Consider the following 26,666-nt stretch of genomic DNA (forward strand, 5'->3'; position numbering starts at 1 on the left):
AAGTGCTTAGAAGACGTCTGTGGTGTTCGTGCCTCGAGGAGTCTGTTCGCCACCACAGTCGAGGATCTCTGAGATGCCCGTCACTGAGACACACTTCCTCCTGGAAGACGTCGACGACCCCGTCCTCGCCCGCCGGGCCGGCGATGGTGACGTGCGCGCCTTCGCAACGCTCGTCCGCCGACACGAACCAGTCGTCAGGGTGTACGCCCGCCGCATTCTCGGATCCTCGACTGACGTCGACGACGTCGCCCAAGAAACGTTTCTCACCGCGTGGCAGCAGTTGCCGGGCCTGCAAGAAACGTCTCGGATCCGCGGCTGGCTTCTCACCATCGCGTCGCGGAAGGCCATAGATCGGGTTCGAGCGAGACGCGATCATGCATCCATCGACGACCATGACCAGCTGACCCGCCCGGAGGACGGCCCGGAATCTTCCGCCGAAGCGGCAAGTCGGCAACAGGCCATCGGTGTGGCTCTCGCTACCCTGCCGGCGGAGCAGAGACAGTGCTGGGTGCTCAAGGAGCTGGGTGGCTACAGTTACGACGACATTGCCACCGAGATGGGTCAGCCTCTGAGCACGGTGCGGGGACTGCTTTCTCGGGCCCGCAAAAATATGATTCGCGAAATGGAGGCCTGGCGATGAACACCACCCCCGACCCGGCCCCAGACGCCCCCGTAAAGCACCTCCTCGAAGGCGATGTCCCTGCCTCCGCTGTTCTCGCCCTCGAACCCGAGGATCTCGACGGATACACCATTGACGACCTCGCCGACTACCTCGAGGCGGGCATGACCCCCCAGGACCCGGTGATCGACACGTCGCCCTCCTGCCAAATTGCCCTGGCCGCCCTCATCCGTCTTAGATCACTCACTGCCACCTATCTCGTGGATGAGGCGGCGCTCGAGGAGCCGCGAAATGACTCGTGGCTTGTGGCCCTCCTCCAGAACATCTCCATGGACTCTCGCACTGGGCGGCAAATCCCCTACCGCAGTGTCACTCGCCAGACAGAACTCGTGATCACAGAGGGCGCCGTCCGTGGACTGATCCGCGCCGCGGGCGACATGGTGCATGGGATTCTCGTCGGACGAAGTGCCCTCGTGGGCGACGTCACCGTAATCGACGAGCCGATCACCGTCGAAGTCGACGCGACCGTCATCTGGCGGAACAGCATCCCCGATGCAGCCGAGCGACTCCGGGACGCCATTCAAGACACGTTGGCACGAAACACCGACCTGACCATCCGGGCGATCACAGTGACGATCAGCGACGTGCATACTGCCCCCGAGGGCAACAGATAATGGCCACGACCGAGATCGACCTCGCTGCAACGTTGACCGCCCTGGTGGAATCGACACCCGGTGTCACCGGCCTGTATCTGCCCACCCGCGTCATCCCGGGCAGAGACACGGGGCGTCGCGTTCTCACCGGCCTCCACCTTCCCGTACCCGCGGCTCACGTCGTTGTCGATGAGGCACGACAGGCGGTCTCTGCGTCCATCGGAATCGATATGTCTGCGCCGGCGTCAGATATCGGCGAAGCCGTTTGCGCCCGGATTCGAAGGCAACTCGCGCTCACGGGCCACGACATGAGCGTCAAGGTCACCATCGCCTACACCACTGGCTAACGCCCAGTCCGACCGGGCCGCAGAAAAATGTTGAAGCAACTGTGTGACGAATAGCCATCTCGTCTCGTTTCCTTAGTAGCTGCCCCTCATTCGAGGGCCACCACGTACTCGGGGCAGTGGCATTTTCAGGACGCCGACACGGTGTCGCGAACATCACAAACTTCAGGAGACCGTCATGTCGAACACCACCCCCACCCCCAACGCCGTAATTCCCCCGACCGCGTCGAAAGCCGTCTCCATGTCGAGCACCACCGAGTCCGGCACGACCAACATCAACGACGCCGTCGTCTCCAAGGTCGCTGGCATTGCAGCCCGCGAGGTCCGCGGCGTCCACGCACTCGGCGGCGGTGCCGGGCGTGCCATTGGTGCACTCCGGGACCGTGTTGGACAGACCAACCTCGCCCAGGGCATCAGCGTCGAGGTCGGCGAGACGCAGGTCGCCGTCGATGTGACCCTGACCGCCGAGTACCCCGTCGCCCTCCAGGATCTGGCCGACAACGTCCGCAACGCGGTCGCCGACGCGGTCGAGAACATCGTCGGCATGGAGGTCGCCGAGATCAACGTGACTATCGCCGACGTCTTTGTCCCCTCGGACGATGACGACGACGAGTCCGACAGCCGCGTCAAGTGACCCCCACCGTCACTGGGATCGCCATCGCCGCCGCTCTCGTCCTCACCTGGATGACCCTCGGCTTCGGCGCGTTCATCCTTCTTGTTCTCGCGATGGCCGTCGGCGCGATTATCGGTCGCATTGTGGCCGGAGACATCGAGTTCTCGGCACTTCTGGACGTCTTCAGGGGAAAGCGCTCTTCCTCATGACGATGACCGAAACGACCCGCACCACCGGTCAAAACGAGTGGGCGAAACCGCCGGGGCGCACCAAGATCGCACCCCGTGCATTGGACCGGGTCGTTTCGGCCGTCACTGCCGACGCCCTCGGCGTCGAATCGTACAAGGTATCGGTCAACCTCGACGACGACGACGGCTGCCTCTCTCTCACCGTGTCGACTCCCATCCGGGTCCCTTCGCTCCTTCAGATCGAGGACGAACCCGGCGTCGTCGACCAGCAGGGCGGGCCGCTCCTCGGCCGTGCCAAGACGGCCCAGGAACAGATCCGCACCCGTGTGCAGGATCTAACCGGTAGCCAGGTCGCTCGAGTAATCATCAAAATCACCGGGGTCACTATTCACGAAAATAGGCGCGTCCGATGAGTACGAAATCCACGTATTCGCGCATCGCGCGCCGGGAAACCCACTCGCCCCGGGCGGTCCTCGCGATCCTCCTGGCCGTGATCCTGATCCTCGTGGCCGTCTCGGCGATGATCGAGATCATCCTCTCAATCTCAGACCAGAAGCCGCTACTCGTCACACCCGGCAACGCAGCCAACGCGCTTGTCAGGGCAAACACGCTTCCCCTCTGGATCCTTGTCACAGCCGGCATCGTCCTCGCCCTCGTCGGATTGTGGCTGATCATCGTGTCGTTCGCCTCCGGACGGCGACCGCGACACCTGATTCAGACGGACCGAGCGGTGACGGTGATCGATAACGAGGTCATCGCATCCGCTCTCGCGCGCCATGCGTCGTATGCGGCGAACACGGACCCGGACAACACTCGGGTCAGCGTCACCCACCACCGTGCTGTGGTCGAGATGACCCCGATCACCGGACGGACCGTCGACGAGGGCCGAATCAAGGACGCCGTCGACGCACAGCTCGCCACATACGACGTCACCCCGAAGCTCACCTCAAAGATCGAAATCCGGAAGACCGGGAAGGTCGGCGCATGAACACCACCAACCGCGGCGCCAACCGGCTTCTCCTCTTCATCGTCGGCCTCGTCGTTCTGATCCTGGCTGCCACGGCGATCCTTCTCGGTGTTCTGCCGAGCTTCGCCTCATCGTGGAAGTCGACGGCACCTGCCGTGTCGAAGAATGTCTCCACCACTTTCTCGGCCGTGCCCCTTTTCTCGACCGGGTCGAGCTGGCTCGACCTCGCCGTAGTTGCAGTCCTGCTGATTCTCGTGATTCTGCTGGTGCGTTTCATCGTCAGGCAGGGCAACGGCCACACGACCGAGCTGTTCCACGACGACACCACCGAACACGGGTCCACGATCATCAAAGCCGGCGTCGCCAAGGAAGCACTCCTAGAGGCTCTGAAACGGCGAGACGACCTGGTGTCTTCCTCCGTCAGCTCCTTTGATGTCAAAGGCACGAACGTACTGAAGATCAGTGCGACGGCTCGCCGAGGCGTCTCGCCCAAGGTCATCTCAGACGCCATCCAGTCGAACCTCAAAGCCCTCGACCAGCTGCTCGGATTCGAAGTGCCTGCACTGATCCAGATTTCGGGTGGGTTTCGCGCCCGCACTGCCAAAAAGACCCGCCTCCAGTAGAAGACGAGAACCGGATGATCCGCCTCCTGAAGTACCTCCCCGTCGTTGTCTCGATCGTGGGCATCCTCCGGAACAGCCGAAAAGGCGCCACCGGCCAAACCGGTAAGACCCGGAATGGACGCCGGTCCACGTTCCGGAAGTAGCTCTACGGCATCAACTGCCTCCGACGGGAGGAGCATCGCCGGCAGCACGCCATTTCATTGCCAGCCACAGGGGTCTTTTCTAGCCCTTCATCGCCCGAACGGTCTCGCTAGAAGAGACCCCTCGGCATGCCTGCACCACATCACACCCGACACCACCTCGACCGGACGGAACTCCTAGGTTCTGTCCACAATCCGCAAAGGAATGATCATCGTGATCAGCACCGACGAAATCAACACCCTGCTCTCCGGTAACGGCAATGTCGTCTCCCAGGACGGCAAGAAGATCGGCTCCATCGGCCAGATCTTCACCGACGACCGCACCGGTGAACCCGAGTGGGTCACCGCCTCCACCGGCCTCTTCGGCTCCGGCGAATCGTTCGTCCCCCTCAGCCAGGCGACCGTGACGGGCAACGACGTCCAGGTCCCCTACACCAAGGACCAGGTCAAGGATGCCCCGCACTCCGACGACAAAGACGGCTACCTGACCCTCGAGCAGGAGTCCGCCCTCTACGCCCACTACGGCCTCGAGGACACCACCACTGATCAGGCCGACCTCTACGGCAACCCTCCCGTCTACGATCAGGACGCCCCCACCGGACCCGCTGTGACAGGCGAGTACGCAGAAACCGAAACGGGACGCTCTACCGAAGGTCACGACACGTCGGGCGCGAACACGGACGATGCGATGACGCGTTCCGAGGAGCAGCTCCACGTCGGCACTCGCCAGACCGAAGCCGGCAAGGCGCGACTTCGCAAGTACATCGTCACCGAGCAAGAGACCCGCACCGTCCCCGTCTCTCACGACGAGGTCACCATCACCCGCGAGCCCATCAGCGAGGCCAACCGCGGCGACGCCCTCTCCGGTGGGGACCTCACGGAGGAAGAACACGAGGTCGTCCTCCACGAAGACAAGGTCGTCGTCGACAAGGAAGCCGTCCCCGTCGAGCGAATCAAGCTCGGTACCGAAGAAGTCACCGAGCAGCAGACAGTCACCGAGGACGTCCGCAAAGAACAGATCGAGTTCGAGGACGACACCCACACCGCCGGTCGCACGACCACCGGTGACCTCGACGCCGACCGCGTCTAATCGCGATCACAGAGGGAGACAATCACATGAGCAGCAGCGTTGGCGGCCCCGGGGCCGAAGACAACCGAACCCGCGGCGACGACGGACAACACGATGCCGAGCGAGGCCAGTACGGTGCGAACAGTGACACCCTCGCCAACGACCGCCAGTCGGTCGTGGCGAGGGAGAAGGCCGAGTTCGGCGGAATGAAGTTCGGAAGTGCTTTCTTCGGCTGGTTGACGGCCACGGGGCTCGCCGTGCTGCTGCTCGGGATCCTCTCCGGCATCGGAGTCGGCGTCGCCGCGACCAACGGCGACGCCAAGAACGCCGCCGAAGACAACGCGACGACCACGACGATCGTGAGCGCGATCGTGCTCCTCGTCGTCGTGTTCATCGCCTACTTCGCCGGCGGCTACGTCGCGGGTCGGATGGCTCGCTTCAACGGTATTCGTCAGGGCGTCGCCGTCTGGCTGTGGGCGGTCATCGTCACCGTGATCCTCGCGATCATCGGTCTCATCGCCGGTAGCCAGTTCGACGTCCTGTCAAAACTCGGAACAATCCCCTCCGGAAGCATCGACGGAAACATGACCGCCGGCGGCATCATCAGCCTGGTTCTCGTCGTGATCCTCGCTCTTGTCGGGGCGATCCTCGGTGGGCTCACTGGGATGCGGTACCACCGCAAGGTCGACAAAGTGGGTCTCGGCCTGTAACTCGGCCGAGCCTCGAAACCGGTGCGGGCGGCGTCCCCTAACCGCCGCCCGCACCACCCTCCCCCTTCCGATCGACGTCCACCGACCCGACCACGACCGGCTTCCCGCCGATCAGGACCGAAAGAGCCACTCGATGACCGACGCACAGTCCGTCCCCGATCTGCCGGGTGTCGATGACGACTCGGGTGTTCATCTCACCCGCCTCGAGGAACGCCTCAGCGTCAGCACTTTTTCGGTTCCGAGAGAACGGGTGCGGGTGAAGAAGGTCATCGTCACGGAGGAGAGAACGGTCACCGTGACCGTTCGCCGCGAGGAACTCCGCTTCACTCGAGAGCCGCTAGGCGAGAACGGATACCAGGAACTGCCGAGGAGCACCGCGGAAACTCGCGACCTGGACATCGTGTTACACGAGGAACAGATCGTCATTGCGACCGAGGTCGTCCCGGTAGAACGCGTCCGGATCCGCGTGAACACTCTCGTGGACGATGTCCGGGTAACAGGGGACGTCCTCAAGGAGCGCGTAGACCTCGTCACCAGTTCCTCGCGCGACCCGCGATCGGTCGACGGTGCTCATAACTCCTGACGTCTCCCCGATTCACTGCTCCACCGAACAAAGGCACCCATGTCTCCCTTGTCTCGCCGGTCTCGCCGTTCTCTTTTTCCGTCGTTCGTCCGCGCCCTCGACGAGACCGTGGGACACCGCGTGTACAACACCCATGTCCCCTCCCGGATAAATAACGGCCTCTTCGCCTTGTCCAGCAGCGCGGACAAGACCGCGTTCTGGGCTGCGGTCATCCTCGGAGTCGCCCTCACTGGAGCAAACGGCAGAGTGGCAGCCCGCCGGGGCGCTCTCACCCTCGTCGTGTCCACCACGCTGGCAAACCTCGTCGCGAAAACAGCCATTCGCGCTCCCCGACCCCGACTGCGCGGCCTCACGCACCGGCACCTCAACCACACTCCGACGAGCCCCTCGTTCCCGTCCGGGCACACCGCCACCGCGGCCGCGCTCGCCACTGGAGTGTGGGTTGCCGACCCCACCCGTGGAATCGCCATCACCGCCCTCGCATTAGCGGTCGGATATTCGCGCCTGCACATCGGCGCGCATTGGTTCTCGGACGTGGCCACCGGAAACCTCGTCGGCCTCCTCATCGGCCTCCTCGGCGGACAGATTGTGCCTCCGAACAAATAAGACGGCCAGAACTATCAGCCCCTCGCACGCGGCGATAATCGGGGCCATCGTTTGCCTTCGTCAACCGGACGAGCCTGACGTGAGCGGTGTCGCGACCGCCCACCGACTCGATAGCTAACGCTCGGCGCCGGGGCGGTACTGCACCGAGCGGCGATTGCCTCGGGCGCGCACCGCCAGGACGACGAGGGTCACGAAGAGCGCGACGAGGGCGATGGCCATGAGACCCGCCACGATGGCGAGGAAGACTGCGAAGACCGACATGGTCGGAGTTTATCGCAGGGCGTGAGGGGCCGCCGCGGCCCGGTGGTCAGACGGCCGAGAGCTCAGGCCGCGAGGTAGGCCTTGGCGTGGCCGAAGAGGCGCCGGAACCACGGGCCGCGCGCGGCGACGAGGCGAGCGGCCGTACGGCGGTCGATGCGCGCGAGACCCCGGGCCAGGTCGTGGAGGTTGTTGCGCCGCGTGCCGTCCCAGTTGGCGTAAAGGTACGGGCCGCCGAGAGCGGGGATCGATCGAACCCGGGTGCGCGCGTAGGAGTCGGGGCCTGCGAAGTAGTGCGCTTCGCCTCGGGCGATCTGATCGGAGGCCGCCTCGGCGTCGATGACGCCGTCCGGTGTCACGAGGGCGGCGATGGCTCCCGAGTGATCGCGGACGACGAATTCGATGGTGAGGTCGTGCATACAGCCCTTCCGGCTCAGAACAGGGTGCGCGAAAGTCGCACAAAAGAGAGTGATCGAAGGAAGAGCGGTACGGGTCGAGCACTGAGGGCGTCTCGGCCGGAACCCTCGGTGCTTCCAGTGAGAAGTCTACGAGCCGCACCCGGGATTCTCCAGACCCCCGAAGAAGCAGTCAGGCGTTCTTTCCCGTCGCCTTCCGCCACCAGGTCGGTGCTCCAGCGGCGATGATGAGACTCGCGCCGGCCGGGTCGTCGAGGTCACCGGAGTGGAGCCACACCTCGATGGCGCCCACCGTGCCGGAGGCGGCGTAGGAGGCGATCATCGCCCGCGAGAGGTCGTCCATTTCGTCCTCGGGAAGGGGGGCGATTTCGGGGTAGAGGCGCAGCGCGACCTCGATGTTCTCCTGCAGAAACGACGTGAGCGCTCGACGCACGGGAGCGGCACTGGATCCGCCGAGGGCTGCCCGATAGACGGATCCGAGTTCGGCGATGTGGCGGAGAAGAGCCAGCTCGGCGCTCGCCAACACGTCGACCAGTTCGGAGGGTGTCGGATACTCCTCGCCGACATGGCCCGCGAGGTAGTCGAGTAGGCGTTCCGCAAGTGCCATCGTCAACAGCTCCGAGACCGAGCCGGAATGCCGATAGAAGGTGTCACGGGTAACGCCGGCAGTCCGCGCGACCTCCGAGACGCTGACATCGTCGACCCGACCCGAGGCCGCAAGCTCGAGGACGGCCGCGAAAAGGCGGTCACGACTACGACGGGCTCGGGGATCCACGCTGTCACCGTAGCCCTCCGACATCGGATGCCCCGCGACAAAGCACCGCAACCGGCAAGAGACACAGAGAAGACGGCACGACAGAGAAGCCAAAAGCGAGGCCGGCCGACCCAAACGGCCGGCCTCGCGACGGCACGAGTGCCATCTGCCCCACGATCCTGATCCTTACCGTGGGTGCGTCCAAAGTATCAAACAATTGTCAGCAAAACCACGCCGACCGCGGGTCGAACCCAGGCGCGCCCGACCAGCCCAAGATCAGCGCTGGCGCCTCGCCGGAGGCACGGGAGAAGAAAGCAGCACGAAGGTGGCCGCGCCGATGTGCAGCACGCCATCGGCAAGAGGCTCGCACCGCATGCCGCCCCTCCCCCGGAGGGCCGCGAACGCACCGGGTGCGAGCTCGTGGTCCATCCACGCGCACGGATTCGCGGGGCGGCCAGCGCGGAAAGCGACCGGCCCGGATCCTGAGTCGAGGGTGAAAACGGCACCCCGCAATTGGTCGACAGCGACGCCGCGCAGCAGCACGTTGCGCCGGGTCGCGAGAGGATCGAGCGCGTCGAGGCCGAGTTCCCGGGCCGACTCGTCGAGGGCGTCCAGGTCGAACAGCGTCACCGAGGCCGCCCGATGCGCGGGCTTGCCGAAATAGCGGTCGCCGACGATTCCGAGACCGCCGCGGACGGTCACCGAGGTGCGCGACTCGCTTTCCCCCGGAGCGAGTCCGAGCTCGGTCGGGGGCAGGGCACCGTCGCCGGGCCGACCGGCGTAGCGGTGACGAGGTGACGCGAGCAGAGCCTCGATGGTGACCGGCGTCGGAATGCCGAGCACCGGGATCCTCGGCTCGGTCGTCTCGTGCGGCACGATCTCACGGTACGCGGGAATGGATCACTCGGAGCACCGCTTGGGGTGAGCATGACTCAGACGCCTGATCGGCGCGGCTGGCTCGGAGTGCTCTCGGTAGCGCTCGGGTCGTTCGTGCTGGTGCTCTCCGAATTCCTTCCGATCGGGCTTCTGCCCGCGATCGCCGACGACCTCCACATCGGAATCGGCACCGCGGGCCTCGTCGTCGTGGCGACCGGGCTGACGGCGGCGGTCAGCTCGCCCGTCGTGACCGTGCTGACCTCGCGGGTCGACCGGCGCACCGTTCTCTGGTCGCTCACGGTCCTGCTGGTGATCGCCAATCTCGTCGGTGCCTTCGCCCCCACGTTCGGGCTGCTGATCGTCGCCCGCATGCTGCTGGGCGTCGCCCTCGGCGGCTTCTGGGCCATCGGTGCAGGCATGGGCGCCCGACTCGTCGAAGCCCGGTCGGTGATCAAGGCCACCTCGATCATCACGGCCGGCATCTCGGTCGCCACCGTCGCCAGCCTCCCGCTCGGCGCGTTCGTCTCGAGCTTCGCCAGCTGGCGCGTCGCATTCCTGATCAGCGCCGCCCTCGCCGCCCTGGCGCTGGTCGGCCAACTCGTGCTCCTGCCGTCGATTCCAGCGGTGCAGCGCGTTCGCTTCGCCACCCTCGGCGGTCTGCTGCGGGTGCCGCGCGCTCGGATCGGCCTGATCGCGACGGTCTTCGTGTTCCTCGCCCAGTTCGCCGCCTACACCTACGTCGCCCCCTACCTCGAGGATCTCGTCAAGGTCACCGCGGGCACAATCACGCTCGCCCTGCTCCTGTTCGGCGTTGCCGGAATCGCGGGCAACTTCGTCGCCGGGGCCACCCTGTCGCGCAACATGGTCGCGACGCTCACCGTCGGCAAGGTGCTTCTCGCCGTGGCCATCGTGCTGCTGCCGATCCTCGCCTGGTCGGTGCCGGGCGTCTTCGTGCTGCTCGCCCTGTGGGGCTTCGTCTGGGGTGCGATGCCGCTCGGCATGCAGACCTGGATGGCCACTGCCACACCGGGCGGCTCCGAGGGCAGCCTTGCGCTTTTCGTCACGACGATCCAGCTGTCGATCGCTGCCGGATCGGTGCTCGGCGGCATCGCGGTGTCGTCGTCGGGGTACGGTCTCGACTTCACGATCGCGGCGGCGTTCGCCCTCGTCGGCGCTGTCGTTCTGCTGACGCTCGGTCGAGGCGACAGAACCGAGGATCCGGGCCCGGCCGACCCCGCAGCAGCGCCGCTCTCCGAGCCCAGGTCCGCCGAACCCGCCGTCGACGCCCTGCGCCCTTAGGCCCTGCCGGCCAGGCCCTGCCGCTTGAGCCCTGCCGCCTGGGCCCTGCCGTTTAGGCCCTGATGTCTACGCCTCGGACGGCCCGTACAGCTCGTCGGGGGTGGGCGGGTTCGCGCCCGCCCTCGACACCGTGATCTGCGCGCTCACGAGGGCAGTGCCGACGATGGCCTCGAGCCCCTCCTGCGCGAGACCGCCGGAGCGCACCGTGTCGACCAGGTCGTTCGACAGGATGCCGAACAGCAGGCCCGACATGAACGCATCGCCGGCGCCGATCGTGTCGACGACGTCGACGGGCGGTGCGGCGACCGCGATCCGGGCGTTCGGCGAGGCCGCGATGCAGCCCTCGCCGCCGCAGGTGATCGCGACAAGCCCGGCACCGAGGCCGAGATAGCGGTCGAGCACCTCGTCGAGCGTTGCGCCGGGGTGCAGCCAGGCGGCGTCTTCGTCGCTCAGCTTGACGACGTGCGAGACCTCGGCGATACGGTCGACGTCGAGCACCGCCGCGTCTCGGTCGGGCGTGACGCTGGGGCGCGCGTTCGGGTCGAAGGAGAGGAGCACCGAGTCGTGCGCCGCGGTGAAGAGCTCCGCGACCGCGTCCGCCCCGGGGTGGAGCACGGTGGCGATGGAGCCCGTGTGAACGACGGCGACCCCGGACGGCACGGAGAGGGACCCCGGGTTCCACGAGATATCGAAGTCGTACTGCGCCGAGCGGTCGGGCTGGATCCTTGCCTTTGCCGTCGATGTCGGCTCGTCGGTAACCGAGGCGGAATCGAGCTGCACACCCGCCGAGTCGAGGTGTCGGCGCAGGGCGTTTCCGCGCTCGTCACGCCCGAGCGAGGTGCGGAACGACGTCGGCACACCGAGTCGGGCGAGCCCGAAGGCGACGTTCATCGGGCTACCGCCCGGGTGCTCGGCGGTCGAGTCGCCGTCGACGACGATGTCGATCAGCGCCTCTCCGACGACGAAGACGGACGGGAGGGCTGTCGGGGCGGTACTCATGCCCTGCACTGTAGTCGGCTCGGGATGCACGGAGCCCCCGCGACGCAGGGTCGCGGGGGCTGATCGTCTCGAGACCGGACGCCTACTTGTAGACGTTGTCGGTCAGCATCTGCTGCGCCTTCGTCGCGAACTCGCCGCGGACGAGCACCTCGTAGCGGCCCGCCTCCATCGTCTTCACCGACGAGAAGTCGCGCTGGCCGCGAGTCATGGCGTGACCGACGAAGCCGAAGAGGGCACCCCAGAGGGCACCGACCACGATGGCAGTCAGGAGCGCCGGAATGATCTGCACTCCCGGCACGAAGACCGCAAACAGCAGGCCGAGGAAGAGGCCGAACCAGAGGCCGCTCAGACCGCCGCGGCTCGCGGCCTTGCCCTTGGTCAGGCGACCGGAGACGTTCTCGACCGTGCGGATGTCGTGGCCCACGATCGAGACGTTCTGCACCGGGAAGCCCTCGTCGCTCAGGTAGTCGACCGCGCCCTGTGCGTCTTCGTACTTCGTGAAGGTGGCGACCACCTGCGGATAGGCGCCACCGACGAAGGCTCCGACGCCGCCGGCGGATTCAGCTGCCGATCCGGTGGACTCGGCCTGGGGCTGCTGCGGGGGAACGACGGGCTGCGTTCCGGGGGCGGCGTATTCGCCGTACTGCGGAACGGCGGGACGCTCGGTGGGAGTGTCGTCGCTGGGGCCTCGTGCGGGCCCGGTGGGGGTGGGGTCGGTCATCGGGGTCTCCTTGCAGGGGTGTGAACCACCCACTCTGGCCCGAGACCCTGAAGTCTCTCCGACAGCTGCCGAGAAACGTGGTCTGAGCACTGGCGCAGAAACCGCGAAAGGGGATTTACCGGCGATCAGATCACGTGCGAGAATCCACCACGATGAGCCAGAACGACGCCGCTTCGCGATCCGACGACGCGATGCAGCGGGCCGCCTACGGGGGCCACGAACCCGACGAGGCCATCGACCTCTATTCGGGCGGATACAACGGGTCCGGGTTCTACGCCGAACCGACAGACGGGCCCTTCTCGTTCCGCTACACGGTCGTGGGCGACGACGAGATGACGCTCCGCTCGTCGTCGTTCACCGCCTCGATGCGGGGCACCATCGAACCCGAAGATGAATACGTGGTCTCGTGGATCACCGCCGGCAGAGCGGTTATGGACATCGGCGGCGACGAGGTTCAGATGTCGACCGGACGGCCGGCGATGTTTCCGACAGGCAAGCGCTACGCCTTCCACTTCAGCGACGTCAGACAGAATCTCATCCACTTCAACGCGGGCTACCTCGAGCGACTCGCCGCCGAGCGGACGGGCGGAGAACAGCAAAAACTGCATTTCGACCACACGGCCCAGCTCGATCCCACCGCACTGAAGCGGTGGCACGACGTCGTCTCGTCGGTGGCGCGGACCATGCTCGGCAACGAGCCCGACCCTCTGCTGCGTGCCGAGGCCAAGCGACTGGCGGCTTCGGCGCTTCTCGACACGTTCCCGCACCAGGGGCCACGGGTCGCTGCCGTCGCCCTGCCACCGGGTAACGCGCGCCTGGCCACGGCACTCGAATACATCCATCACCACGCCGCCGAGGCCATCACCACCTCGTTGATCGCCCAGGCGGCGGGCCTCAGCCTGCGCGGGCTCCAGCACGCCTTCAATAACCAGCTCGGCACCACACCCACCGACTACCTGCGCGGGGTCAGGCTCGATCTCGTCCAAGCCGAGCTGCTCGCCGCCTCGCCGACCGACGCGACGGTGGGCGCAATCGCGCAGCGCTGGGGCTTCGCGCACTCCGGCCGTTTCTCGTCGGCCTACGTGCGGCGGTTCGCCGAGTACCCGGCCGTGACGCTTCGGCGCTGACCACCCGAGGTCGGTACGGAGACCAGCAGTCGCTACCCCCAGCGCGACTCGCGATCACTCGGCATTCGCTCGGCTACCCTGCCGTACCCGTCGCGAGCGGCGGCGAAAATCGTAACAAGGGCGGCAAGGATCCCGAGCCCGGCAAACACGAAGATGGCGAGAGTCGCGCAGTCCAATTGATTCATGATGCGATCCAATCGCGATCGAGCCACCGCGCCAAGGTCCAATACGGCTAAGGTGGCACCATGCTGATCGGAACAACCGCCCTGACCGGACTCCTCGGCGAGTGGCGAGTGGGCGGCCACGCGCACGCCGACCTGGCCGCGAAGCTCGAGGTGCTTCTCCTCGACGGGCGAGTCGCGTCGGGTACCCGCCTGCCCGCCGAGCGGGAGATGGCGAAGGCGTTGGGGGTCAGCCGCACCACGATCGTGTCGGCCTACCGCGTGCTCCGAGAGAAGAGCATCCTGCGAAGCGTTCAGGGCTCGGGCAGCGTGCTCGAGCTCCCCTCGGTGCCGCGACGTCGTGACCCGGCGCCTCTCGACCTCGACCTCAGCAAAGCCGTGCCCCGTGCCTGGCATGAGCTGCCCGACCTCTCGGCGCGAGCGCTGCAGCGTCTCCCGCACCACCTCAGCCACGCCGGAATCGACTTCTTCGGGCTACCCGACCTCCGTTCCGCGATCGCCCGTCGCTACACCGAGCGCGGCGCGCCGACCTCCCCCGAGAACATCCTCGTGACGCTGGGCGCCCAACACGCCATCGCTCTCGTCGCCCGCACCCTCCTCGGCCGCGGCGATCGAGTGGTCGTCGAGTCGCCGAGCTACCCGCACGCGCTCGACGCCTTCCTCGCGGCGGGGGCGCGCCTGATCGCGAGCCCGCTCGACAGCCGAGCCGAAGCGTCGCTCGAGAACGGCGCCTCGACCTACGACACCGACCAACTGGTCGACACCCTGCGCGGCGTACGACCCGCGCTCGCTTACCTCATGCCCGACTTCCAGAACCCGACGGGCGCGTCGCTCGACGACGACGAGCGCCTCCGCATCCTGCGCGCAGCAGCCCAGACCGGCACCCCGCTGCTCATTGACGAGACGACGGCCGACCTCGACATCGACCGGCCGTTCACCGCAACCCCGTTCGCCGCGGTTCCGCACCACGGCGCCACCGTGATCACAGTCGGGTCGCTCAGCAAGACCGTGTGGAGCGGGCTTCGCATCGGCTGGATCCGCGCTGATCGGCACCTGATCGAGCGGCTCGCGCTCGCGCGCCCGGCGGGTGACATGGGCAACGCCGTCATCGAGCAGCTGGTGGCTCAGGAGGCGATTGGCGACCTTCCTCGGATCCTCGAGTCTCGTCGCGACGAGCTCCGGCACGGCCGAGACCATGCCACCGCGCTGCTGCGGTCGCTCGTGCCCGAGTGGCACGTGCCGGCGATCGACGGTGGTCTGGCGCTCTGGGTGCACCTCGGGGCACCGCTCAGCAGTGGGCTCGTGCAGGCCGGTCGGGCACGCGGTGTGACCGTCACCGCGGGCTCGCGCTTCGGCATCGACGGTGCCTTCGAACGGCGGGTCAGGATCCCCATCACCGCCGACGAGGCCACCCTGACGGAGGGTCTCACCCGCCTCGCCGATGCCTGGACCGCCGTGCGATCAGGAGGCCACGCGGGCCGCAGCCTGAGCGATCCCGCGTTCGTCGCCTAGTCGAAGTGCGTGCCGCGGCGACTTAGTTCTTACCCTTGCCCTTATCCGGGTTGCCCTTGCCGGGGTTGCCCTTGTCGGCGTTGCCGGTGTCGTTCGTCTTCTTGTCAGTGCCGGCCGCGCCGTCTTTGGAGTCGTTGGTCGCAGCGGGCTTCGGCTTGGCGACCACGCCGATCTCCGACTGGGGAGGCGCGGGGAACTGCGCCGCACCGGGATAGGCGGCATTGAGGTCGGCGATGATCGTCTTGTCCATCGTGAACTTGAGCCCGTAGCCGTACTGGCCGTTGATGTAGGTCTTGTAGAAGCCCGCGCTCCCCGAGATGTTGCCCACCCAGGTGGCCTGGGCGATCTTCGAGGTCGACGTGACGAGCCAGTTCTGCACGGCGCCGTCGGTGGTGCCGGTCTTGGCGATGATCGGCACACCATCGCCCGGGTTGGCGCTGGCCGCCGTTCCGCCCGGCTTGAGGACGGTCTGCAGCGCGTACGCCACGCCATCGGCCACGTCTGTCGACATGCCCTGCGTGCACTTCGTCGCCGTCGGGGCGATCCTCTTGCCGTCGGCGCCCTCGATGCGGGTGATCGAAACCGGGGTGCAGACCACGCCGTGGTTGGCGATGCCGGCGTAGGCCGTGGCCATCGTCAGCGGGGCGATGTAGTTGGTGCCCAGGATCATCGACGGCGGTGAGGTGAACGGGTTGGCGTCGGGGTCGGCCGCGTGGATGCCCATGTTGAAGGCGGTCTTCTGGATGTTGCAGAGGTCGAGCTTGCGACCCATCGCGGCGTAGGCGGTGTTGATCGACTCCTCGGTGGCGAGAAGCACCGTCATCGAGGCGGGTGCCGCCTCGGCGTTCGCGACGTTCCAGACTTCGTTGCCGAGCCCGTAGCAGGAGTTCGTGAACTCCGAGAAGGGGAGAGCGTGCTCGGTCGTGTTGACCGACTCGTTGAGCGTGTGCCCGGCCTCCAGCCAGGCGGCCAGCGTGAAGGCTTTGAACGACGAACCGGTCTGGAACCCCTGAGAGCCGCCCCGATTGTGGTCGGTGTTGTAGTTGACGCTGGTCGTACCGGCCGACGCCGAAGCAGTTTCGTCGAACTTGGTGTTCTGCACCATGGTGACGATGCGGCCCGTTCCGGGCTCCACCGCGACGTTCGAGGCACCCACGTTGAGCCCCGGCACGCTGGCGGGCATCGACGCGCTGACCGCGGCCTGCGCCTTCGCCTGCAGGTCGAGGTTGAGCGTCGTGTAGACCTTGAGGCCACCTTCGGTGAGCTTCTCGATGCGCTCCGCGGAGGTCTTGCCGAACGCCTTGTCGTTGATCATCGACAGCTCGACGTACTTGCAGAAGTAGCCGGCGTCGTACTTGACCGCGGTGGCGCAGCCGTTGGCCTGCGGGGTGATCTTCGGCCTGACCGCCGTGGCGATCGCCTTATCGCGCTGGGCGACGGTGATCTTGCCCTCTTTCTGCATGCGCGTGAGCACGTAGTCGCGGCGGTCTTTGGTCTTGGCGTAGTGGTTCGCCGAGCCGTTGTCTTTGTTCGACGGGTGGTCGATGCGGAGGTTCGACGGGTTGTTGATGATCGCGGTGAGAGTCGCCGCCTGCACGAGGCTGAGGTTCTTCGCCGGAACGCCGAAGTAGTACTCGGCCGCGGCCTGGATGCCGTAGACGGTACCGCCGAAGCCGACGATGTTGAGGTAGCTGCGGAGGATGTCGTGCTTCGAGTACCGCTTCTGCACACCGATGGCGTACCGCATCTCGCGGAGCTTGCGGGCCGGCGTCGTCGCCGTGACCTCCTCGTAGCACTTGGTCGCTGCCGCGACAGCCTTCTTCGACGTGCCGTCGTTCTCCTGGGCGCATCGCTGCACGAGGACGTTCTTGACGTACTGCTGAGTGATCGACGAGCCACCCTGCACCGAGTGGCCGATGCTGGTCGAAAGGGCTCCGCGAATCGTGCCCTGGAGGTCGATCGCTCCCTCTTCGAAGAACCGCGGGTCTTCAGTGGCGATGGCCGATCGGGCGACCCACGGCGACATCTCGGCGAGCGAGACGTCGGTGCGGTTCTGCACGTAGAACGTCGCGAGCTTGACGTTCTTGCCGTTCTTCTTCGCGTAGATCGACGACGACTGCGCGGGCTGCGTGATCTTGAGGAAGCTCGGCAGCGCGTTGAACGTGTCGGCCGCGGTCACGACCCCCTCGCCGGCGACCGCGATGGACGGCACCACGAGCAGGGCGGCCAGGAGTCCGGCCACGGTTGAGAGGCCGACGAAGCCCAGGAGGGCGCCGACGACGCGGGGTGCAGATGATCGGGTCACGCCCTAACGGTAAACGGCTCACGCCCGGATAGCGAAGAGGGCACATGTATTCGTCGGGAAATAGTCCTCGAGAGGTAGCCGCTCGACGGGTCAGCCGAGGTACGACATCACGTGCTTCACACGGGTGTAATCCTCGAAGCCGTACGACGAGAGATCCTTGCCGTAGCCGGAGTGCTTGAAGCCGCCGTGCGGCATCTCGGCGACGATCGGTATGTGCGTGTTGATCCACACGCAGCCGAAGTCGAGCCGCTTGGCGCAGCGCATGGCGGTGGCGTGGTCGGTGGTCCAGACGCTCGACGCCAGGCCGTACTGCACGTCGTTGGCGAAGCGCAGCGCCTCGGCCTCGTCGGCGAACTTCTGCACGGTGACCACGGGGCCGAAGATCTCGTTCTGCACGGCTTCATCGCGCTGGGTGAGGCCCGAGACGACGGTCGCCTCGTGCAGGTAGCCGATCGAGCCGACGCGGGATCCTCCGGTCTCGATGACGGCCGTCTCGGGCAGACGCTCGAGGAACCCCTGCACCTGCTCGAGCTGCGCCCGGTTGTTGACCGGGCCGAAGAAAGCCGAAGGATCCGACGGCGCACCCACGCGGGCATGATCACGCGCGCGCTCGGCCAGCGCCTTCACGAACTCGTCGTGGATGCCCGCCTGAACGAGCACTCTCGTCGCCGCCGTGCAGTCCTGGCCGGCATTGAAGAACCCCGCCGCAACGATGCCCTCCACAGCCGCGGGAATGTCGGCATCGTCGAACACGATCACCGGGGCCTTGCCGCCGAGCTCGAGGTGCACCCGCTTGAGATCCTTGGACGCTGCTTCGGCAACGGCCATGCCCGCCCGCACAGAGCCGGTGATGGAGACGAGCTGCGGGATCCTGTGGTCGATCATCGCCGCTCCGGTCGACCGGTCGCCCGTGATGACGTTGAGCACCCCCGGCGGCAGGAACTCGGCGGCGACCTCGGCGAGCAGAAGCGTCGAGAGCGGGGTGGTGTCGCTCGGCTTGAGCACCGTGGTGTTGCCCGCGGCGAGCGCGGGCGCGAACTTCCAGACCGCCATGTTGAGCGGGTAGTTCCAAGGTGTGACCTGGCCGACGACGCCGATCGGCTCGCGGCGGATGAACGACGTGTGGTCTTTCAGGTACTCGCCGGCACTCATGCCCGACAGGTGGCGCGCCTCGCCCGCGAAGAACCGGATCTGGTCGACCGACATCAGGATCTCGTCGTCGACGAGAGTCGCGCGCGGCTTGCCGGTGTCGTGCGACTCGAGGTCGGCGAACTCGTCGGCGCGAGCCTCGATGGCGTCGGCGATTCGGAACAGCGCGAGCTGCCGCTCGGCGGGAGTCGTCTCGCCCCAGGTCTCGAATGCCCGCGCCGCCGCCTGGTAGGCGCGATCGACCGATTCAGGATCCGAGACGGGCGACAACCCGTAGACTTCTTCCGTCGCCGGGTCGATCAGGTCGAAGGTGGTCTCGCCGGTCGCCTCGACGTACTCGCCGTCGATGAAGTTCTGGAGCGGTGTCGTCATGCGCCGAGGCTAACGCGCGGGCCCCGACCCGTTCGAACGACGTTTCGGCAGGCTTGTCAGCGAACGATGCCGAAGCCGCCGGTCCAGCCGATCTTCTCGCCCGCCGCCAGGGTGAGCTGCAGGAAGCCGAGGGCCTCGAGCTCGTGGGCACGCTGGAGCGAGCCCGCGTCGATGGCCTGGACACCACCCGCGGTGATGAGGCCGGCGAGGGTCTCTTTGGCGGCCGCGTCGTCTCCGGCGATCAGCACCGTGGTGTCCACTTCGCCGACCTTCTTCGTGGCGAGGGTTGCGGCGAAAGTCGTGTTGAAGGCCTTGAGGACGGACGACGACGGCAGTTTATCGGCCAGTTCGGCTGTGGCAGACGAACCGTCGGCGACCACAAGCGAGTCGAATGTCGAGAAGTCGAGAGGGTTGGTGATGTCGACGACGACCTTGCCCGCGAGCTGGTCGCCGTGGCTGGCGACGATGGCGTCGAGGGCCGGGTACGGAACCGCGAGCACGACGACGTCACCGGTCACAGTGCCGCCTTTGGAACCGATGTGTTCGACCGAGGCGCCGCCGGCCGTGAGGACGCTCGCGATGGCCGAGCCCATGTTGCCGGAACCAAAGATGGTGACATTGGTCATGAGAATGCTCTTTCTGTCGAGCCCGTCCGTCTGACGAGGCAAATGGTTGTTGCTACAACCAAAGTACTGCACGATGGTTGTAGATGCAACTAATGGATCACCGAGTGACGACGACTAGCTTTCCGGTCGCGACACCCGACTCCATATCGGCATGGGCTACCGCGATCTCGTCGAAGGCGTACACGCGGCCGATCGGCACGCTCGCCCATCCCGCCTCGACGGAATCGAGGAACGCCTGCAAAACCTCCGCCGGCAGATCGCTGGCCTCCCCCGAGTACGCGGTGAGTCGCACCCCGTTCGGCAGATAGTCAAGGGGGTAGAAGTCGGGCACGATCCATTGATCACTGAGCATCCCGGTGAAGCACACGGTGCCGTGCCGAGCCGTCGCCCGCAGCGTGTCGCGGAGCGTGGGCGCACCCACCAGCTCGACCGCCCCCGACACTCCGACCGGAATAATGCGGCGAACCGCTTCCGCAACGCTGCCATCATCGATCAGAATGTGGTCGACACCCACCGCCTCGAGGATTCCCGCTCGTGCGGCATCTCGGGTCGTCGAGATGACCGTGAGCCCTTGTTGCTTTGCCAGAACAGCCAGCGCCAGGCCGATCGACGATGTTCCGCCTCGGATGAGCAGGCTGTCTCCCCGCCTCAGGTCAACACCCGTGGACAAGGATCCGTGGGCCGTCTGCAGCATCTCGGGCACGGCACCCAGGACCGACCAGTCGAGCGAACTCGTGAACGGAACGACCGAGGCCGCCGGCACAGACACGTATTCCGCGTAGCCGCCGTCGATTGCCCGTCCCATGCCGCCCATCAGTGCTGCCACCTGCGTACCCGGTTCGAACTCGCCACCCGGGGCGCTATCGACGACCCCGACGGCCTCGATGCCGGGGACGCGCGGGAACGAACCGAACGAGCCGAGGCCCTGACGAAAATGAAGCTCCGAGCGATTCAGCCCGAAGGCGCGCACCTCGATCAGCACCTCCCCCACCGCTGCCTCAGGGCGAGGGACCGTGTGAATCCGCAGAGCCTCGGGCCCGCCGGGCCCGTCCAGCACTATCGCGCGCATGGCCGTCATCGTGATCCTTCGTTCGGGGAGCAGGTATGGTTATACATTCCAAGGAACATACTTCCTCGGAGCGCAAATCTGCCTCCATTTATCTCGTGAAAGCCGCCCTATGTCATCGTTCGTCCCCTCCAGCAGCGCAGTTCTCGTCATCGACATGCAGAACGACACCGTCCACGCCGACGGCGCCTACGCAACATCGGGGGCCGTCGAGCATGCCCACTCTCAGAACGTGATCGCGAACGTAGGCTCCGTCGTCGACGCCGCGCATGGCGCTGGAGCGCCTGTCTTCTACAGCCGTATCGTCGTCTACCCCGTCGCCGGTCTCAGCGGCGACAACGCCCCCATCTTCCGGATGCTGGCCCCCGACACCTTCAGGGTCGACAGCTGGGGAGCCCAAATCGTCGATCAGCTCACGCCACACGCCTCCGATGTCGTTCTCGACCGCACCCGCATGAGCGTGTTTAACGGCACCGGCATCGACATCATGCTCCGCAACCTCGGCATCGAGACGCTCATCGTCGTGGGCGCTTGGACGAACATGGCCGTGGAACATACTGTCCGCGACGCTGCCGACCACGGTTATGCGGTCACACTCGTCGAGGACGCCACGTCGAGCCTCGGCGCGGAGTGGCAGCACGCGGCGACGAGCTTCGCCCTGACCAACATTGCAACGGTCAGCGACACCTCTACCGTCATCGCGGCACTCACCGCCTGATCGCGGGGCGAGACCATGAGCCTCTACGACGTCTTCTTCGCCCTGACCCGTGTCGAGATCCACCTGTGGGATCGAGTCGACGAGGCGCTGAGGGCGGAGGTCGACGTGCCGCTCGGACGCTTCGAGGCCCTTCTCGTCGTGCGGAGGCTGGGGCCGTGCCGGATCCTCGATATCTCTCGTGAACTCGTGGTCACCGTGGGCGGCACGAGCAAGCTCGTCGACCGGCTCGAGGAGACGGGCCTGTGCGTTCGCGCCCCGAACCCGAACGACCGGCGCTCGTCGCTGATCACGCTGAGCGAGTCGGCGGCCGCCGTGCTCGAACGAGGCGAGGCAGTCATCGAGGCGACCCTCCGATCCCATCTTGGAGCGCACCTCGGCGGTGACGAGTTGGCGGCCCTGCTGGGCAGTCTCCGCGTGGTCCGGCGCGGCGCCGAGAGCCCTCCGACTGCTCAGTGACCGATCGGTCGCTCGCTACTCGGCCGACGGCCGCCGACGCTGCTGCTTCGTCTCCGACCGCGCGCCCTTCGCGGCCAACCGACGGCGATCCGAACCTCGGGTGCGCTTCGTCGCACGTCGGCTCGGCCCCTCGGGCGCGAGGCCGGCAGCTACGAGCTCGGCGAGCTTGAGAAGGGCGCTCTCGCGGTTGCGCAGCTGCGACCGCTGCTCGGACGCCGAGACGGTCAGCACTCCGCCGACGAGACGACGGCTGAGCCGCGCACGCAACAGCGACTTCTGCTGCTCGCTCAGCACGGCCGACTCGGCGGGACTCCACGAGAGCTGCACCCGGCTGTCAGACGTATTGACGTGCTGGCCGCCCGGCCCCGACGATCGCGAGAATCGCCACACGAGTTCCCCGGCGGGAATCGTGAGCGCGGGCGACACCTCGAGATCCATGCGCCAAGCGTTGCACGGCGGCTGGCGAGTCGGCGTCAGCGGCCCGCGGCGTAGGCCTGCGCGCCCCGGGGGTTCGCGGCAGCCCCGACGACGCCGGTCTCCGGGTCGCGACTGACGCTCGAGAGGCGGCCGAGCTTCCAGTCGCCGGCCCGGGTGACCACGTGGCCCCGCGCAGTGAGCCCGTCGATCACGTCGTCCCCCAGAGCGTCTTCGACCACGACGCCCCCGGGCTCCCAGGTGCGCGGCCAGAACGAGCCGGGGAAGGCCGTCGTGTGGAGGGCCGGCGCGTCGGTCGCCTGCTGCGGCGAGTAGCCGCCGACGATGGTCCGCAGCAGGTAGAGCAGCTGCCACTGGTCTTGCTGGTCGCCGCCGGGTGAGCCGAGCGCGACGATCGGCTGGCCGTCTTGGAAGACCAGCGTCGGCGTCAGGGTGGTGCGCGGACGGCGGCCCGGCGTCAGCGTCGATGCGGTGCCCTCCTCCAGCCAGGTCATCTGCAGGCGGCTGCCGAGACAGAAGCCGAGCTCAGGAATCGTCGGCGACGACTGCAACCAGCCGCCCGACGGAGTCGCCGAGACCATGTTGCCCCAGCGGTCGACGACGTCGATGTGGCAGGTGTCGCCACGAGTGTCGCCCGACGGGGCTGTAGCGAGGTCGCCGAATGTCGGCTCGCCGACGCCGGCGAACCTCACACCGGCGAATCCCGAACCGTCGGCGACGGCGGGAGGCTGGTAGCCGGTGCGGATCGGAGGCATCTCGGAGCCTCCGCCACCGACCCGGCCGGGGCGCACCTCGAGGGATGCCGTCTCGCCGATGAGCTGCCTTCTGGCTGTCGCGTACTCCTCCGACAGCAGAGCGTCGAGGGGGACGTCGTGATCGCCGTAGTAGGCCTCGCGATCGGCCATGGCTAGTTTCAGCGCCTCGATGATCGTATGGGCCCCGGCTGCCGTCTGCGGATCGAGCAGTTCGTCGGCGAGCGGCTCGAGCATGGCCAACACCTGCAGAAGGGCCGGCCCCTGACCCCAGGCTTTGGTCTTCGCAATCGTCACGCCGCGGAACGAGAGGGTCGCCGCCTCCTCGAACGACGCCCGGAAGGCTTCGAGATCGGACGCGCGGATGACGCCCGCGTGGTCTGTTCCCGTCGAGTGGCGGTGCGGTGTCCGCACGAAGCGGTCGATGGCCTGTGCCACCTGACCCTCGGCCCACTCGGTGCGGGCCAGCGCGATGCGGTCCTCCCGGGTGACGCCCTCGGATCCTGCGCTGATGAGGTTCTCCAAGACGGCCGCGTACGCGTCGTTGACGATCAGTTCACCCGGCGACGGGAGGCGACCCCCGGGCATCCAGCGGTCGGCGGAGGTCGGCCAGTGCTCGCGGAAGAGATCGGCGACGGTGGCGATCGTCGTGGCGACGCGGGCGGTGAGCGGGTGGCCGTCGCGGGCATAGCCGATCGCGTACGAGAGCACGTCGCTGAGCTCCCAGGTGCCGTGCTCCTGCAGCAGCAGCAGCCAGGCGTCGACGGCGGCAGGGACGGTGGCGGCGAGCGCGCCCGACCCGGGGACGAGCTCCAGGCCCTCTGATCGGTAGTGCTCGACAGTCGCACCGGCGGGCGCGGGGCCCTGACCCATGAGCACGACAGGAGTCGAGGGGTCGGCTGCAGTCGCGAACAGTGCGACCAGGTCGCCACCCGGCCCGTTGAGGTGCGGCTCCACCACATGAAGCACGAACGCACCCGCGACGGCGGCATCGAAGGCGTTCCCGCCCCGCTCGAGGACGGCCTGGGCCGAAGCCGTGGCAAGCCAGTGCGTCGACGACGTCATGCCGAAGGTGCCCTTGAGGTCGGGTCTCGTCGTGAAGTCGCTCGGGGCGGTGTAGACCATGGTGCTCGTCTCCTCTCGATCGCCCGCGCCGCGATCCGTGGCACGGTCAGCCCTCGAGGCTACCTCCGGCGAGAGTGCCCTCGACGAGACCGACACTCACCTCGACCGAGCGGGTGACGAGCTGGCTGCGCTCCTCCTCGGTCAGGTAGCCGACGAGCCCGTAGACCGTCGTGCTGTCGATGAGAGCGAAGAACTGACGAGCGGCAAGAGGCGCATTCGTCACGTGGAAGTCGCCGCTGGCGTTACCGGCGTCGAGGATCGAGACCGCCAATTCCTGCCACGTGGTCATGCACTCGCGCGCGGCCACGGCCACGAAGTCGTTGTGGCGGCCGATGCTCCAGGCATCGGCCCAGATCGTCTTCGACAGGCAGTGGTCGGTGGCGAGCAGGGCGGACACGAGGATCCGCAGCGCCTCCAGCGGGGTCGACGCCGCGGCTGCTACCGCCCGGACCCGCCCCAGCTCGCTCAGCGCGAGGTCGGAGAAGGTGCGAGCGGCGAGTGCGTGCATCGAGGGTTCTTCTGCGGCGATGACCCCGGGCGACAGGCTCGAGACGGACGCCATTCGGCGCAGCGTGATCGCTGTCAGGCCCGACGACAGGGCGATCGTGCGCGCCGCCTCGTCGATGGTCGCGCGGGCATCGGGCAGCGCGGGCGCAGAAGATCCGGGCGAAGTCATCCCCCCAGATTAGGGGACGAGGCGTTCTACGCCAGTCCCCCGTCTGGGCTGGACGGGCCGTTGGGCGCTGAGATCGCAGTAGTGGTCGGGTGCACCGACCACGAGCGCGATCTCGGCGCGCGAGTCACCAGCGGATGAGCTCGAACTCGCGGCGCAGCCGGGCGCCACGCTCCGGATGCAGCTGCGACGCCCACGCGATCCGGCCGAGCAGTTGCTGCCGGAACGCCGGATGGCCCTCGCGGTTCTGCCCCTCCGGCCCGTGGGTGACGCAGTTGTGGACGACCGCCCTGAGTCGGTCGTACTCGCGACGCCCGGGAGCAGTGGTGGCGTTGACCACGATGCCGGTGACGGTCTGCCGGGTGCCGGCCCGTCGGATCCTCGTCTTCGGAGCATTGATCGTGTGACCCGAGTCGACGACGATCGCCGTGGCCCCGCGGACGAACTCCCGCACCGTCGAGGCCAGTGAGGCGTCGCCCGAGAACGCGAGGTCGTCGGCGTAGCGCGTGTAGGTGGCGCCGAAGGCGTCGGCCCAGCCTGCGAGCCGCGAGTCGAGGCGCTGCAGGCTCAGGTTGGCGAGGGCCGGCGACGAGGGCGCACCCTGCGGCAGGTGCGGCGTCGACAGCGCCTGACGCAGGGCGAACCGCGCCGAGGCCGAGCCGCCCTCGGGCATGGCGCGCAGCACCCTCGGCGGAACCGAGTGCGTGCAGACGCCGGTGAGCAGGTGGGCGACCGTCTCGGGAAGGCCGGCCCGCCGGAAGAGTCCGTAGATCTGCTTCGCGGTGACCGACGCGAAGAATGAGACGAGGTCGAGCCCGATCACGACGTCGCGGCCGGTGTGCGCGGCTGCTCCGGTGATCGCGCTGCGGCCCGCGACGAAGCCGTGCGCCGCGTCGTGCAGCGGCATCGGCGCGAGCAACTCGTCGAGGATGATCCGCTGCATCGTCCGTAAACGGTCGAGCGGAACCTCGAGCAGACGAGGCACCCGCCCCGGGCGAACGCGCCACTCGTAGCGGTAGTGGTGCAGCGGCCCCTCTTCGGCGAGACGGTTCCAGCCCTGGGTGTCGGCGAACCACTCGAGGCGCCCCACGGTCACGCCGAGCAGACGCGCGAGGTCGACGACGGTGTCGACGCGCGGGCCCGGCCCCACCGCGCGGGTGGGAGCGATGGCGCGGCTGCGGATCCTGACCGGCGTTCGCCGCGTGCCGCGCCGGAACGACGCTGCGAAACCCGGCAGGTCGGCGATCACGCGAGCGAGCAGGCGAGGTGAATCGGGCAGCGAGCGAGGCAAGGACTCGAGGATCCCGCCCACCGCCACCCGAACGAACGCCCGACGCGACCCGACGACGCTCGACCCGGCCGCCAGCAGGCTCGGCGCCGACCACTCCGGCGCCGCGTGGAATGCATCGGCCAGCGCGCGGGCGACCTCGGCGAGAGTGGCGCCGGGCGGCTCGTGCGCGATGTCTGCGTTGGCGTCGTATTGCGAACGGCCTCCGAACGACTCATCCGCCGGTGCGGGAGGCTGAGCGCGCGAAGCGCGCTGAGTCTCTCGCGGTGTCGTGTTCTCGTCGATCTTCGTCCCCCGGGGTAGCCCCGGAGAGGGCGGCACAGCTCGTGTGCCGCCCGCCTCGCCCGGAGGCCGTTGCATGCCGCTCACAGTAGAAGTCGCGCCGCCGCACCGCAACTGGGGCCCGCCCGAATTTGAAGGAGAAACACGCGCGCGCGGCCCC

Annotated in this window: 31 protein-coding genes; 17 read left to right on the forward strand and 14 right to left on the reverse strand. The window is 67.3% G+C overall.

The genetic code is table 11. From position 1 onward, the window contains the following. The first annotated feature begins 73 nt into the window (after positions 1 to 73). The 12 genes from VH571_RS01805 to VH571_RS01860 all read left to right on the forward strand — a co-directional run bounded on the left by VH571_RS01805 (position 74) and on the right by VH571_RS01860 (position 7,115). The gene (locus tag VH571_RS01805) at positions 74 to 640 is read left to right on the forward strand and encodes an RNA polymerase sigma factor (RefSeq protein ID WP_423263036.1); all 567 of its coding nucleotides are present in this window, start codon (positions 74 to 76) and stop codon (positions 638 to 640) included. Beyond that, positions 637 to 1,293: a hypothetical protein gene (locus VH571_RS01810; protein ID WP_423263037.1), complete on the forward strand. Its 657-nt coding sequence runs from the start codon at positions 637 to 639 to the stop codon at positions 1,291 to 1,293. The genes VH571_RS01805 and VH571_RS01810 overlap by 4 nt, the downstream gene beginning before the upstream one ends. Beyond that, on the forward strand, positions 1,293 to 1,619 hold the full coding sequence (locus VH571_RS01815) for a hypothetical protein (RefSeq protein WP_423263038.1): 327 nt from the start codon (positions 1,293 to 1,295) through the stop codon (positions 1,617 to 1,619). The genes VH571_RS01810 and VH571_RS01815 overlap by 1 nt, the downstream gene beginning before the upstream one ends. A 238-nt stretch (positions 1,620 to 1,857) precedes the next feature. Further along, complete coding sequence (locus VH571_RS01820; protein WP_423263375.1) at positions 1,858 to 2,250, forward strand: Asp23/Gls24 family envelope stress response protein; 393 nt, start codon at positions 1,858 to 1,860, stop codon at positions 2,248 to 2,250. Continuing rightward, on the forward strand, positions 2,247 to 2,438 hold the full coding sequence (locus tag VH571_RS01825) for a hypothetical protein (RefSeq protein ID WP_123941407.1): 192 nt from the start codon (positions 2,247 to 2,249) through the stop codon (positions 2,436 to 2,438). Before VH571_RS01820 ends, VH571_RS01825 begins: the two co-directional genes overlap by 4 nt. Continuing rightward, positions 2,435 to 2,830 (forward strand): hypothetical protein, encoded by a 396-nt coding sequence (locus VH571_RS01830; RefSeq protein WP_423263039.1) that lies wholly within the window; start codon positions 2,435 to 2,437, stop codon positions 2,828 to 2,830. Before VH571_RS01825 ends, VH571_RS01830 begins: the two co-directional genes overlap by 4 nt. Beyond that, positions 2,827 to 3,405, forward strand: a complete 579-nt coding sequence (locus VH571_RS01835) for a hypothetical protein (RefSeq protein WP_423263040.1) — start codon at positions 2,827 to 2,829, stop codon at positions 3,403 to 3,405. The genes VH571_RS01830 and VH571_RS01835 overlap by 4 nt, the downstream gene beginning before the upstream one ends. After that, positions 3,402 to 4,007 carry a hypothetical protein gene (locus VH571_RS01840; protein WP_423263041.1) on the forward strand — a complete coding sequence of 202 codons (606 nt, stop codon included), beginning with the start codon at positions 3,402 to 3,404 and terminating at the stop codon, positions 4,005 to 4,007. Before VH571_RS01835 ends, VH571_RS01840 begins: the two co-directional genes overlap by 4 nt. Before the next feature lie 354 nt (positions 4,008 to 4,361). Further along, complete coding sequence (locus tag VH571_RS01845; RefSeq protein WP_423263042.1) at positions 4,362 to 5,237, forward strand: DUF2382 domain-containing protein; 876 nt, start codon at positions 4,362 to 4,364, stop codon at positions 5,235 to 5,237. Positions 5,238 to 5,263: 26 nt separating this feature from the next. Next, positions 5,264 to 5,926 (forward strand): hypothetical protein, encoded by a 663-nt coding sequence (locus VH571_RS01850; RefSeq protein ID WP_423263043.1) that lies wholly within the window; start codon positions 5,264 to 5,266, stop codon positions 5,924 to 5,926. A gap of 133 nt (positions 5,927 to 6,059) precedes the next feature. Then, entirely contained in the window at positions 6,060 to 6,509 is a 450-nt protein-coding gene (locus tag VH571_RS01855; RefSeq protein ID WP_423263044.1) for a YsnF/AvaK domain-containing protein, read from the forward strand. Positions 6,510 to 6,548: 39 nt separating this feature from the next. Next, positions 6,549 to 7,115, forward strand: coding sequence for a phosphatase PAP2 family protein (locus VH571_RS01860; protein ID WP_423263045.1), 567 nt, complete (start codon positions 6,549 to 6,551; stop codon positions 7,113 to 7,115). 114 nt (positions 7,116 to 7,229) lie between these two features. Here the strand turns inward: VH571_RS01860 and VH571_RS01865 are convergent, their stop codons facing one another. The 4 genes from VH571_RS01865 to VH571_RS01880 form a co-directional block, all read right to left on the reverse strand. Next, positions 7,230 to 7,376 (reverse strand): hypothetical protein, encoded by a 147-nt coding sequence (locus tag VH571_RS01865; protein ID WP_423263046.1) that lies wholly within the window; start codon positions 7,374 to 7,376, stop codon positions 7,230 to 7,232. Positions 7,377 to 7,438: 62 nt separating this feature from the next. Continuing rightward, positions 7,439 to 7,792: a hypothetical protein gene (locus VH571_RS01870; protein ID WP_194601682.1), complete on the reverse strand. Its 354-nt coding sequence runs from the start codon at positions 7,790 to 7,792 to the stop codon at positions 7,439 to 7,441. A 169-nt stretch (positions 7,793 to 7,961) separates the two neighbouring features. Beyond that, entirely contained in the window at positions 7,962 to 8,564 is a 603-nt protein-coding gene (locus tag VH571_RS01875) for a TetR/AcrR family transcriptional regulator (protein ID WP_423263047.1), read from the reverse strand. A gap of 255 nt (positions 8,565 to 8,819) precedes the next feature. Continuing rightward, positions 8,820 to 9,419 carry a molybdenum cofactor biosysynthesis protein gene (locus tag VH571_RS01880; protein WP_423263048.1) on the reverse strand — a complete coding sequence of 200 codons (600 nt, stop codon included), beginning with the start codon at positions 9,417 to 9,419 and terminating at the stop codon, positions 8,820 to 8,822. 51 nt (positions 9,420 to 9,470) lie between these two features. Here VH571_RS01880 and VH571_RS01885 point away from each other — a divergent pair, with 51 nt between their 5' ends. After that, complete coding sequence (locus tag VH571_RS01885; protein ID WP_423263049.1) at positions 9,471 to 10,718, forward strand: MFS transporter; 1,248 nt, start codon at positions 9,471 to 9,473, stop codon at positions 10,716 to 10,718. A 66-nt stretch (positions 10,719 to 10,784) separates the two neighbouring features. On the opposite strand, the gene VH571_RS01890 is transcribed toward VH571_RS01885, so the two are convergent. After that, positions 10,785 to 11,717, reverse strand: coding sequence for a carbohydrate kinase family protein (locus VH571_RS01890; protein ID WP_423263050.1), 933 nt, complete (start codon positions 11,715 to 11,717; stop codon positions 10,785 to 10,787). Between the two features lie 82 nt (positions 11,718 to 11,799). Next, the gene (locus VH571_RS01895; RefSeq protein ID WP_423263051.1) at positions 11,800 to 12,438 is read right to left on the reverse strand and encodes a general stress protein; all 639 of its coding nucleotides are present in this window, start codon (positions 12,436 to 12,438) and stop codon (positions 11,800 to 11,802) included. A 152-nt stretch (positions 12,439 to 12,590) separates the two neighbouring features. On the opposite strand from VH571_RS01895, the gene VH571_RS01900 reads away from it, so the two are divergent. Further along, positions 12,591 to 13,565, forward strand: a complete 975-nt coding sequence (locus VH571_RS01900) for an AraC family transcriptional regulator (protein ID WP_423263052.1) — start codon at positions 12,591 to 12,593, stop codon at positions 13,563 to 13,565. 245 nt (positions 13,566 to 13,810) lie between these two features. Next, on the forward strand, positions 13,811 to 15,259 hold the full coding sequence (locus VH571_RS01905; RefSeq protein WP_423263053.1) for a PLP-dependent aminotransferase family protein: 1,449 nt from the start codon (positions 13,811 to 13,813) through the stop codon (positions 15,257 to 15,259). 22 nt (positions 15,260 to 15,281) lie between these two features. Here VH571_RS01905 and VH571_RS01910 read toward each other — a convergent pair whose 3' ends face one another. From VH571_RS01910 to VH571_RS01925, 4 genes are all read right to left on the reverse strand, one after another. After that, a complete protein-coding gene (locus VH571_RS01910) occupies positions 15,282 to 17,564 on the reverse strand; it encodes a transglycosylase domain-containing protein (RefSeq protein ID WP_423263054.1) in 2,283 nt (760 codons plus the stop codon). Positions 17,565 to 17,654: 90 nt separating this feature from the next. Beyond that, the gene (locus VH571_RS01915; RefSeq protein ID WP_423263055.1) at positions 17,655 to 19,085 is read right to left on the reverse strand and encodes a gamma-aminobutyraldehyde dehydrogenase; all 1,431 of its coding nucleotides are present in this window, start codon (positions 19,083 to 19,085) and stop codon (positions 17,655 to 17,657) included. Between the two features lie 56 nt (positions 19,086 to 19,141). Then, positions 19,142 to 19,711 carry an NADPH-dependent F420 reductase gene (locus VH571_RS01920; RefSeq protein WP_423263056.1) on the reverse strand — a complete coding sequence of 190 codons (570 nt, stop codon included), beginning with the start codon at positions 19,709 to 19,711 and terminating at the stop codon, positions 19,142 to 19,144. Between the two features lie 97 nt (positions 19,712 to 19,808). Then, on the reverse strand, positions 19,809 to 20,789 hold the full coding sequence (locus VH571_RS01925) for a zinc-binding alcohol dehydrogenase family protein (protein ID WP_423263057.1): 981 nt from the start codon (positions 20,787 to 20,789) through the stop codon (positions 19,809 to 19,811). 100 nt (positions 20,790 to 20,889) lie between these two features. On the opposite strand from VH571_RS01925, the gene VH571_RS01930 reads away from it, so the two are divergent. Both VH571_RS01930 and VH571_RS01935 read left to right on the forward strand, forming a co-directional pair. Beyond that, positions 20,890 to 21,495, forward strand: a complete 606-nt coding sequence (locus VH571_RS01930; protein ID WP_423263058.1) for a cysteine hydrolase — start codon at positions 20,890 to 20,892, stop codon at positions 21,493 to 21,495. Positions 21,496 to 21,510: 15 nt separating this feature from the next. Beyond that, positions 21,511 to 21,951 carry a MarR family winged helix-turn-helix transcriptional regulator gene (locus VH571_RS01935; protein WP_423263059.1) on the forward strand — a complete coding sequence of 147 codons (441 nt, stop codon included), beginning with the start codon at positions 21,511 to 21,513 and terminating at the stop codon, positions 21,949 to 21,951. A 15-nt stretch (positions 21,952 to 21,966) separates the two neighbouring features. Here VH571_RS01935 and arfB read toward each other — a convergent pair whose 3' ends face one another. The 4 genes from arfB to VH571_RS01955 form a co-directional block, all read right to left on the reverse strand. Next, the gene (gene arfB, locus VH571_RS01940) at positions 21,967 to 22,389 is read right to left on the reverse strand and encodes an alternative ribosome rescue aminoacyl-tRNA hydrolase ArfB (RefSeq protein ID WP_423263060.1); all 423 of its coding nucleotides are present in this window, start codon (positions 22,387 to 22,389) and stop codon (positions 21,967 to 21,969) included. A 35-nt stretch (positions 22,390 to 22,424) separates the two neighbouring features. Beyond that, positions 22,425 to 24,263, reverse strand: a complete 1,839-nt coding sequence (locus VH571_RS01945; RefSeq protein ID WP_423263061.1) for a gamma-glutamyltransferase family protein — start codon at positions 24,261 to 24,263, stop codon at positions 22,425 to 22,427. A 46-nt stretch (positions 24,264 to 24,309) separates the two neighbouring features. Continuing rightward, positions 24,310 to 24,939, reverse strand: a complete 630-nt coding sequence (locus tag VH571_RS01950; RefSeq protein WP_423263062.1) for a TetR/AcrR family transcriptional regulator C-terminal domain-containing protein — start codon at positions 24,937 to 24,939, stop codon at positions 24,310 to 24,312. 124 nt (positions 24,940 to 25,063) lie between these two features. After that, on the reverse strand, positions 25,064 to 26,584 hold the full coding sequence (locus VH571_RS01955; RefSeq protein ID WP_423263063.1) for a reverse transcriptase family protein: 1,521 nt from the start codon (positions 26,582 to 26,584) through the stop codon (positions 25,064 to 25,066). Between the last annotated feature and the right edge of the window lie 82 nt (positions 26,585 to 26,666).

Origin of the sequence: Frondihabitans sp. 4ASC-45, assembly GCF_049472575.1 — a bacterium.
GTDB lineage: Bacteria > Actinomycetota > Actinomycetes > Actinomycetales > Microbacteriaceae > Frondihabitans.

Bases quoted from the DNA above. Each gene is read 5' to 3' on its own strand.
- VH571_RS01805 (WP_423263036.1), top strand. From the start codon at position 74: ATGCCCGTCACTGAGACACACTTCCTCCTGGAAGACGTCGACGACCCC.
- VH571_RS01810 (WP_423263037.1), top strand. From the start codon at position 637: ATGAACACCACCCCCGACCCGGCCCCAGACGCCCCCGTAAAGCACCTC.
- VH571_RS01815 (WP_423263038.1), top strand. From the start codon at position 1,293: ATGGCCACGACCGAGATCGACCTCGCTGCAACGTTGACCGCCCTGGTG.
- VH571_RS01820 (WP_423263375.1), top strand. From the start codon at position 1,858: ATGTCGAGCACCACCGAGTCCGGCACGACCAACATCAACGACGCCGTC.
- VH571_RS01830 (WP_423263039.1), top strand. From the start codon at position 2,435: ATGACGATGACCGAAACGACCCGCACCACCGGTCAAAACGAGTGGGCG.
- VH571_RS01835 (WP_423263040.1), top strand. From the start codon at position 2,827: ATGAGTACGAAATCCACGTATTCGCGCATCGCGCGCCGGGAAACCCAC.
- VH571_RS01840 (WP_423263041.1), top strand. From the start codon at position 3,402: ATGAACACCACCAACCGCGGCGCCAACCGGCTTCTCCTCTTCATCGTC.
- VH571_RS01850 (WP_423263043.1), top strand. From the start codon at position 5,264: ATGAGCAGCAGCGTTGGCGGCCCCGGGGCCGAAGACAACCGAACCCGC.
- VH571_RS01855 (WP_423263044.1), top strand. From the start codon at position 6,060: ATGACCGACGCACAGTCCGTCCCCGATCTGCCGGGTGTCGATGACGAC.
- VH571_RS01860 (WP_423263045.1), top strand. From the start codon at position 6,549: ATGTCTCCCTTGTCTCGCCGGTCTCGCCGTTCTCTTTTTCCGTCGTTC.
- VH571_RS01865 (WP_423263046.1), bottom strand. From the start codon at position 7,376: ATGTCGGTCTTCGCAGTCTTCCTCGCCATCGTGGCGGGTCTCATGGCC.
- VH571_RS01870 (WP_194601682.1), bottom strand. From the start codon at position 7,792: ATGCACGACCTCACCATCGAATTCGTCGTCCGCGATCACTCGGGAGCC.
- VH571_RS01885 (WP_423263049.1), top strand. From the start codon at position 9,471: ATGACTCAGACGCCTGATCGGCGCGGCTGGCTCGGAGTGCTCTCGGTA.
- VH571_RS01890 (WP_423263050.1), bottom strand. From the start codon at position 11,717: ATGAGTACCGCCCCGACAGCCCTCCCGTCCGTCTTCGTCGTCGGAGAG.
- VH571_RS01895 (WP_423263051.1), bottom strand. From the start codon at position 12,438: ATGACCGACCCCACCCCCACCGGGCCCGCACGAGGCCCCAGCGACGAC.
- VH571_RS01900 (WP_423263052.1), top strand. From the start codon at position 12,591: ATGAGCCAGAACGACGCCGCTTCGCGATCCGACGACGCGATGCAGCGG.
- VH571_RS01905 (WP_423263053.1), top strand. From the start codon at position 13,811: ATGCTGATCGGAACAACCGCCCTGACCGGACTCCTCGGCGAGTGGCGA.
- VH571_RS01915 (WP_423263055.1), bottom strand. From the start codon at position 19,085: ATGACGACACCGCTCCAGAACTTCATCGACGGCGAGTACGTCGAGGCG.
- VH571_RS01920 (WP_423263056.1), bottom strand. From the start codon at position 19,711: ATGACCAATGTCACCATCTTTGGTTCCGGCAACATGGGCTCGGCCATC.
- VH571_RS01925 (WP_423263057.1), bottom strand. From the start codon at position 20,789: ATGACGGCCATGCGCGCGATAGTGCTGGACGGGCCCGGCGGGCCCGAG.
- VH571_RS01930 (WP_423263058.1), top strand. From the start codon at position 20,890: ATGTCATCGTTCGTCCCCTCCAGCAGCGCAGTTCTCGTCATCGACATG.
- VH571_RS01935 (WP_423263059.1), top strand. From the start codon at position 21,511: ATGAGCCTCTACGACGTCTTCTTCGCCCTGACCCGTGTCGAGATCCAC.
- arfB (WP_423263060.1), bottom strand. From the start codon at position 22,389: ATGGATCTCGAGGTGTCGCCCGCGCTCACGATTCCCGCCGGGGAACTC.
- VH571_RS01945 (WP_423263061.1), bottom strand. From the start codon at position 24,263: ATGGTCTACACCGCCCCGAGCGACTTCACGACGAGACCCGACCTCAAG.
- VH571_RS01950 (WP_423263062.1), bottom strand. From the start codon at position 24,939: ATGACTTCGCCCGGATCTTCTGCGCCCGCGCTGCCCGATGCCCGCGCG.
- VH571_RS01955 (WP_423263063.1), bottom strand. From the start codon at position 26,584: ATGCAACGGCCTCCGGGCGAGGCGGGCGGCACACGAGCTGTGCCGCCC.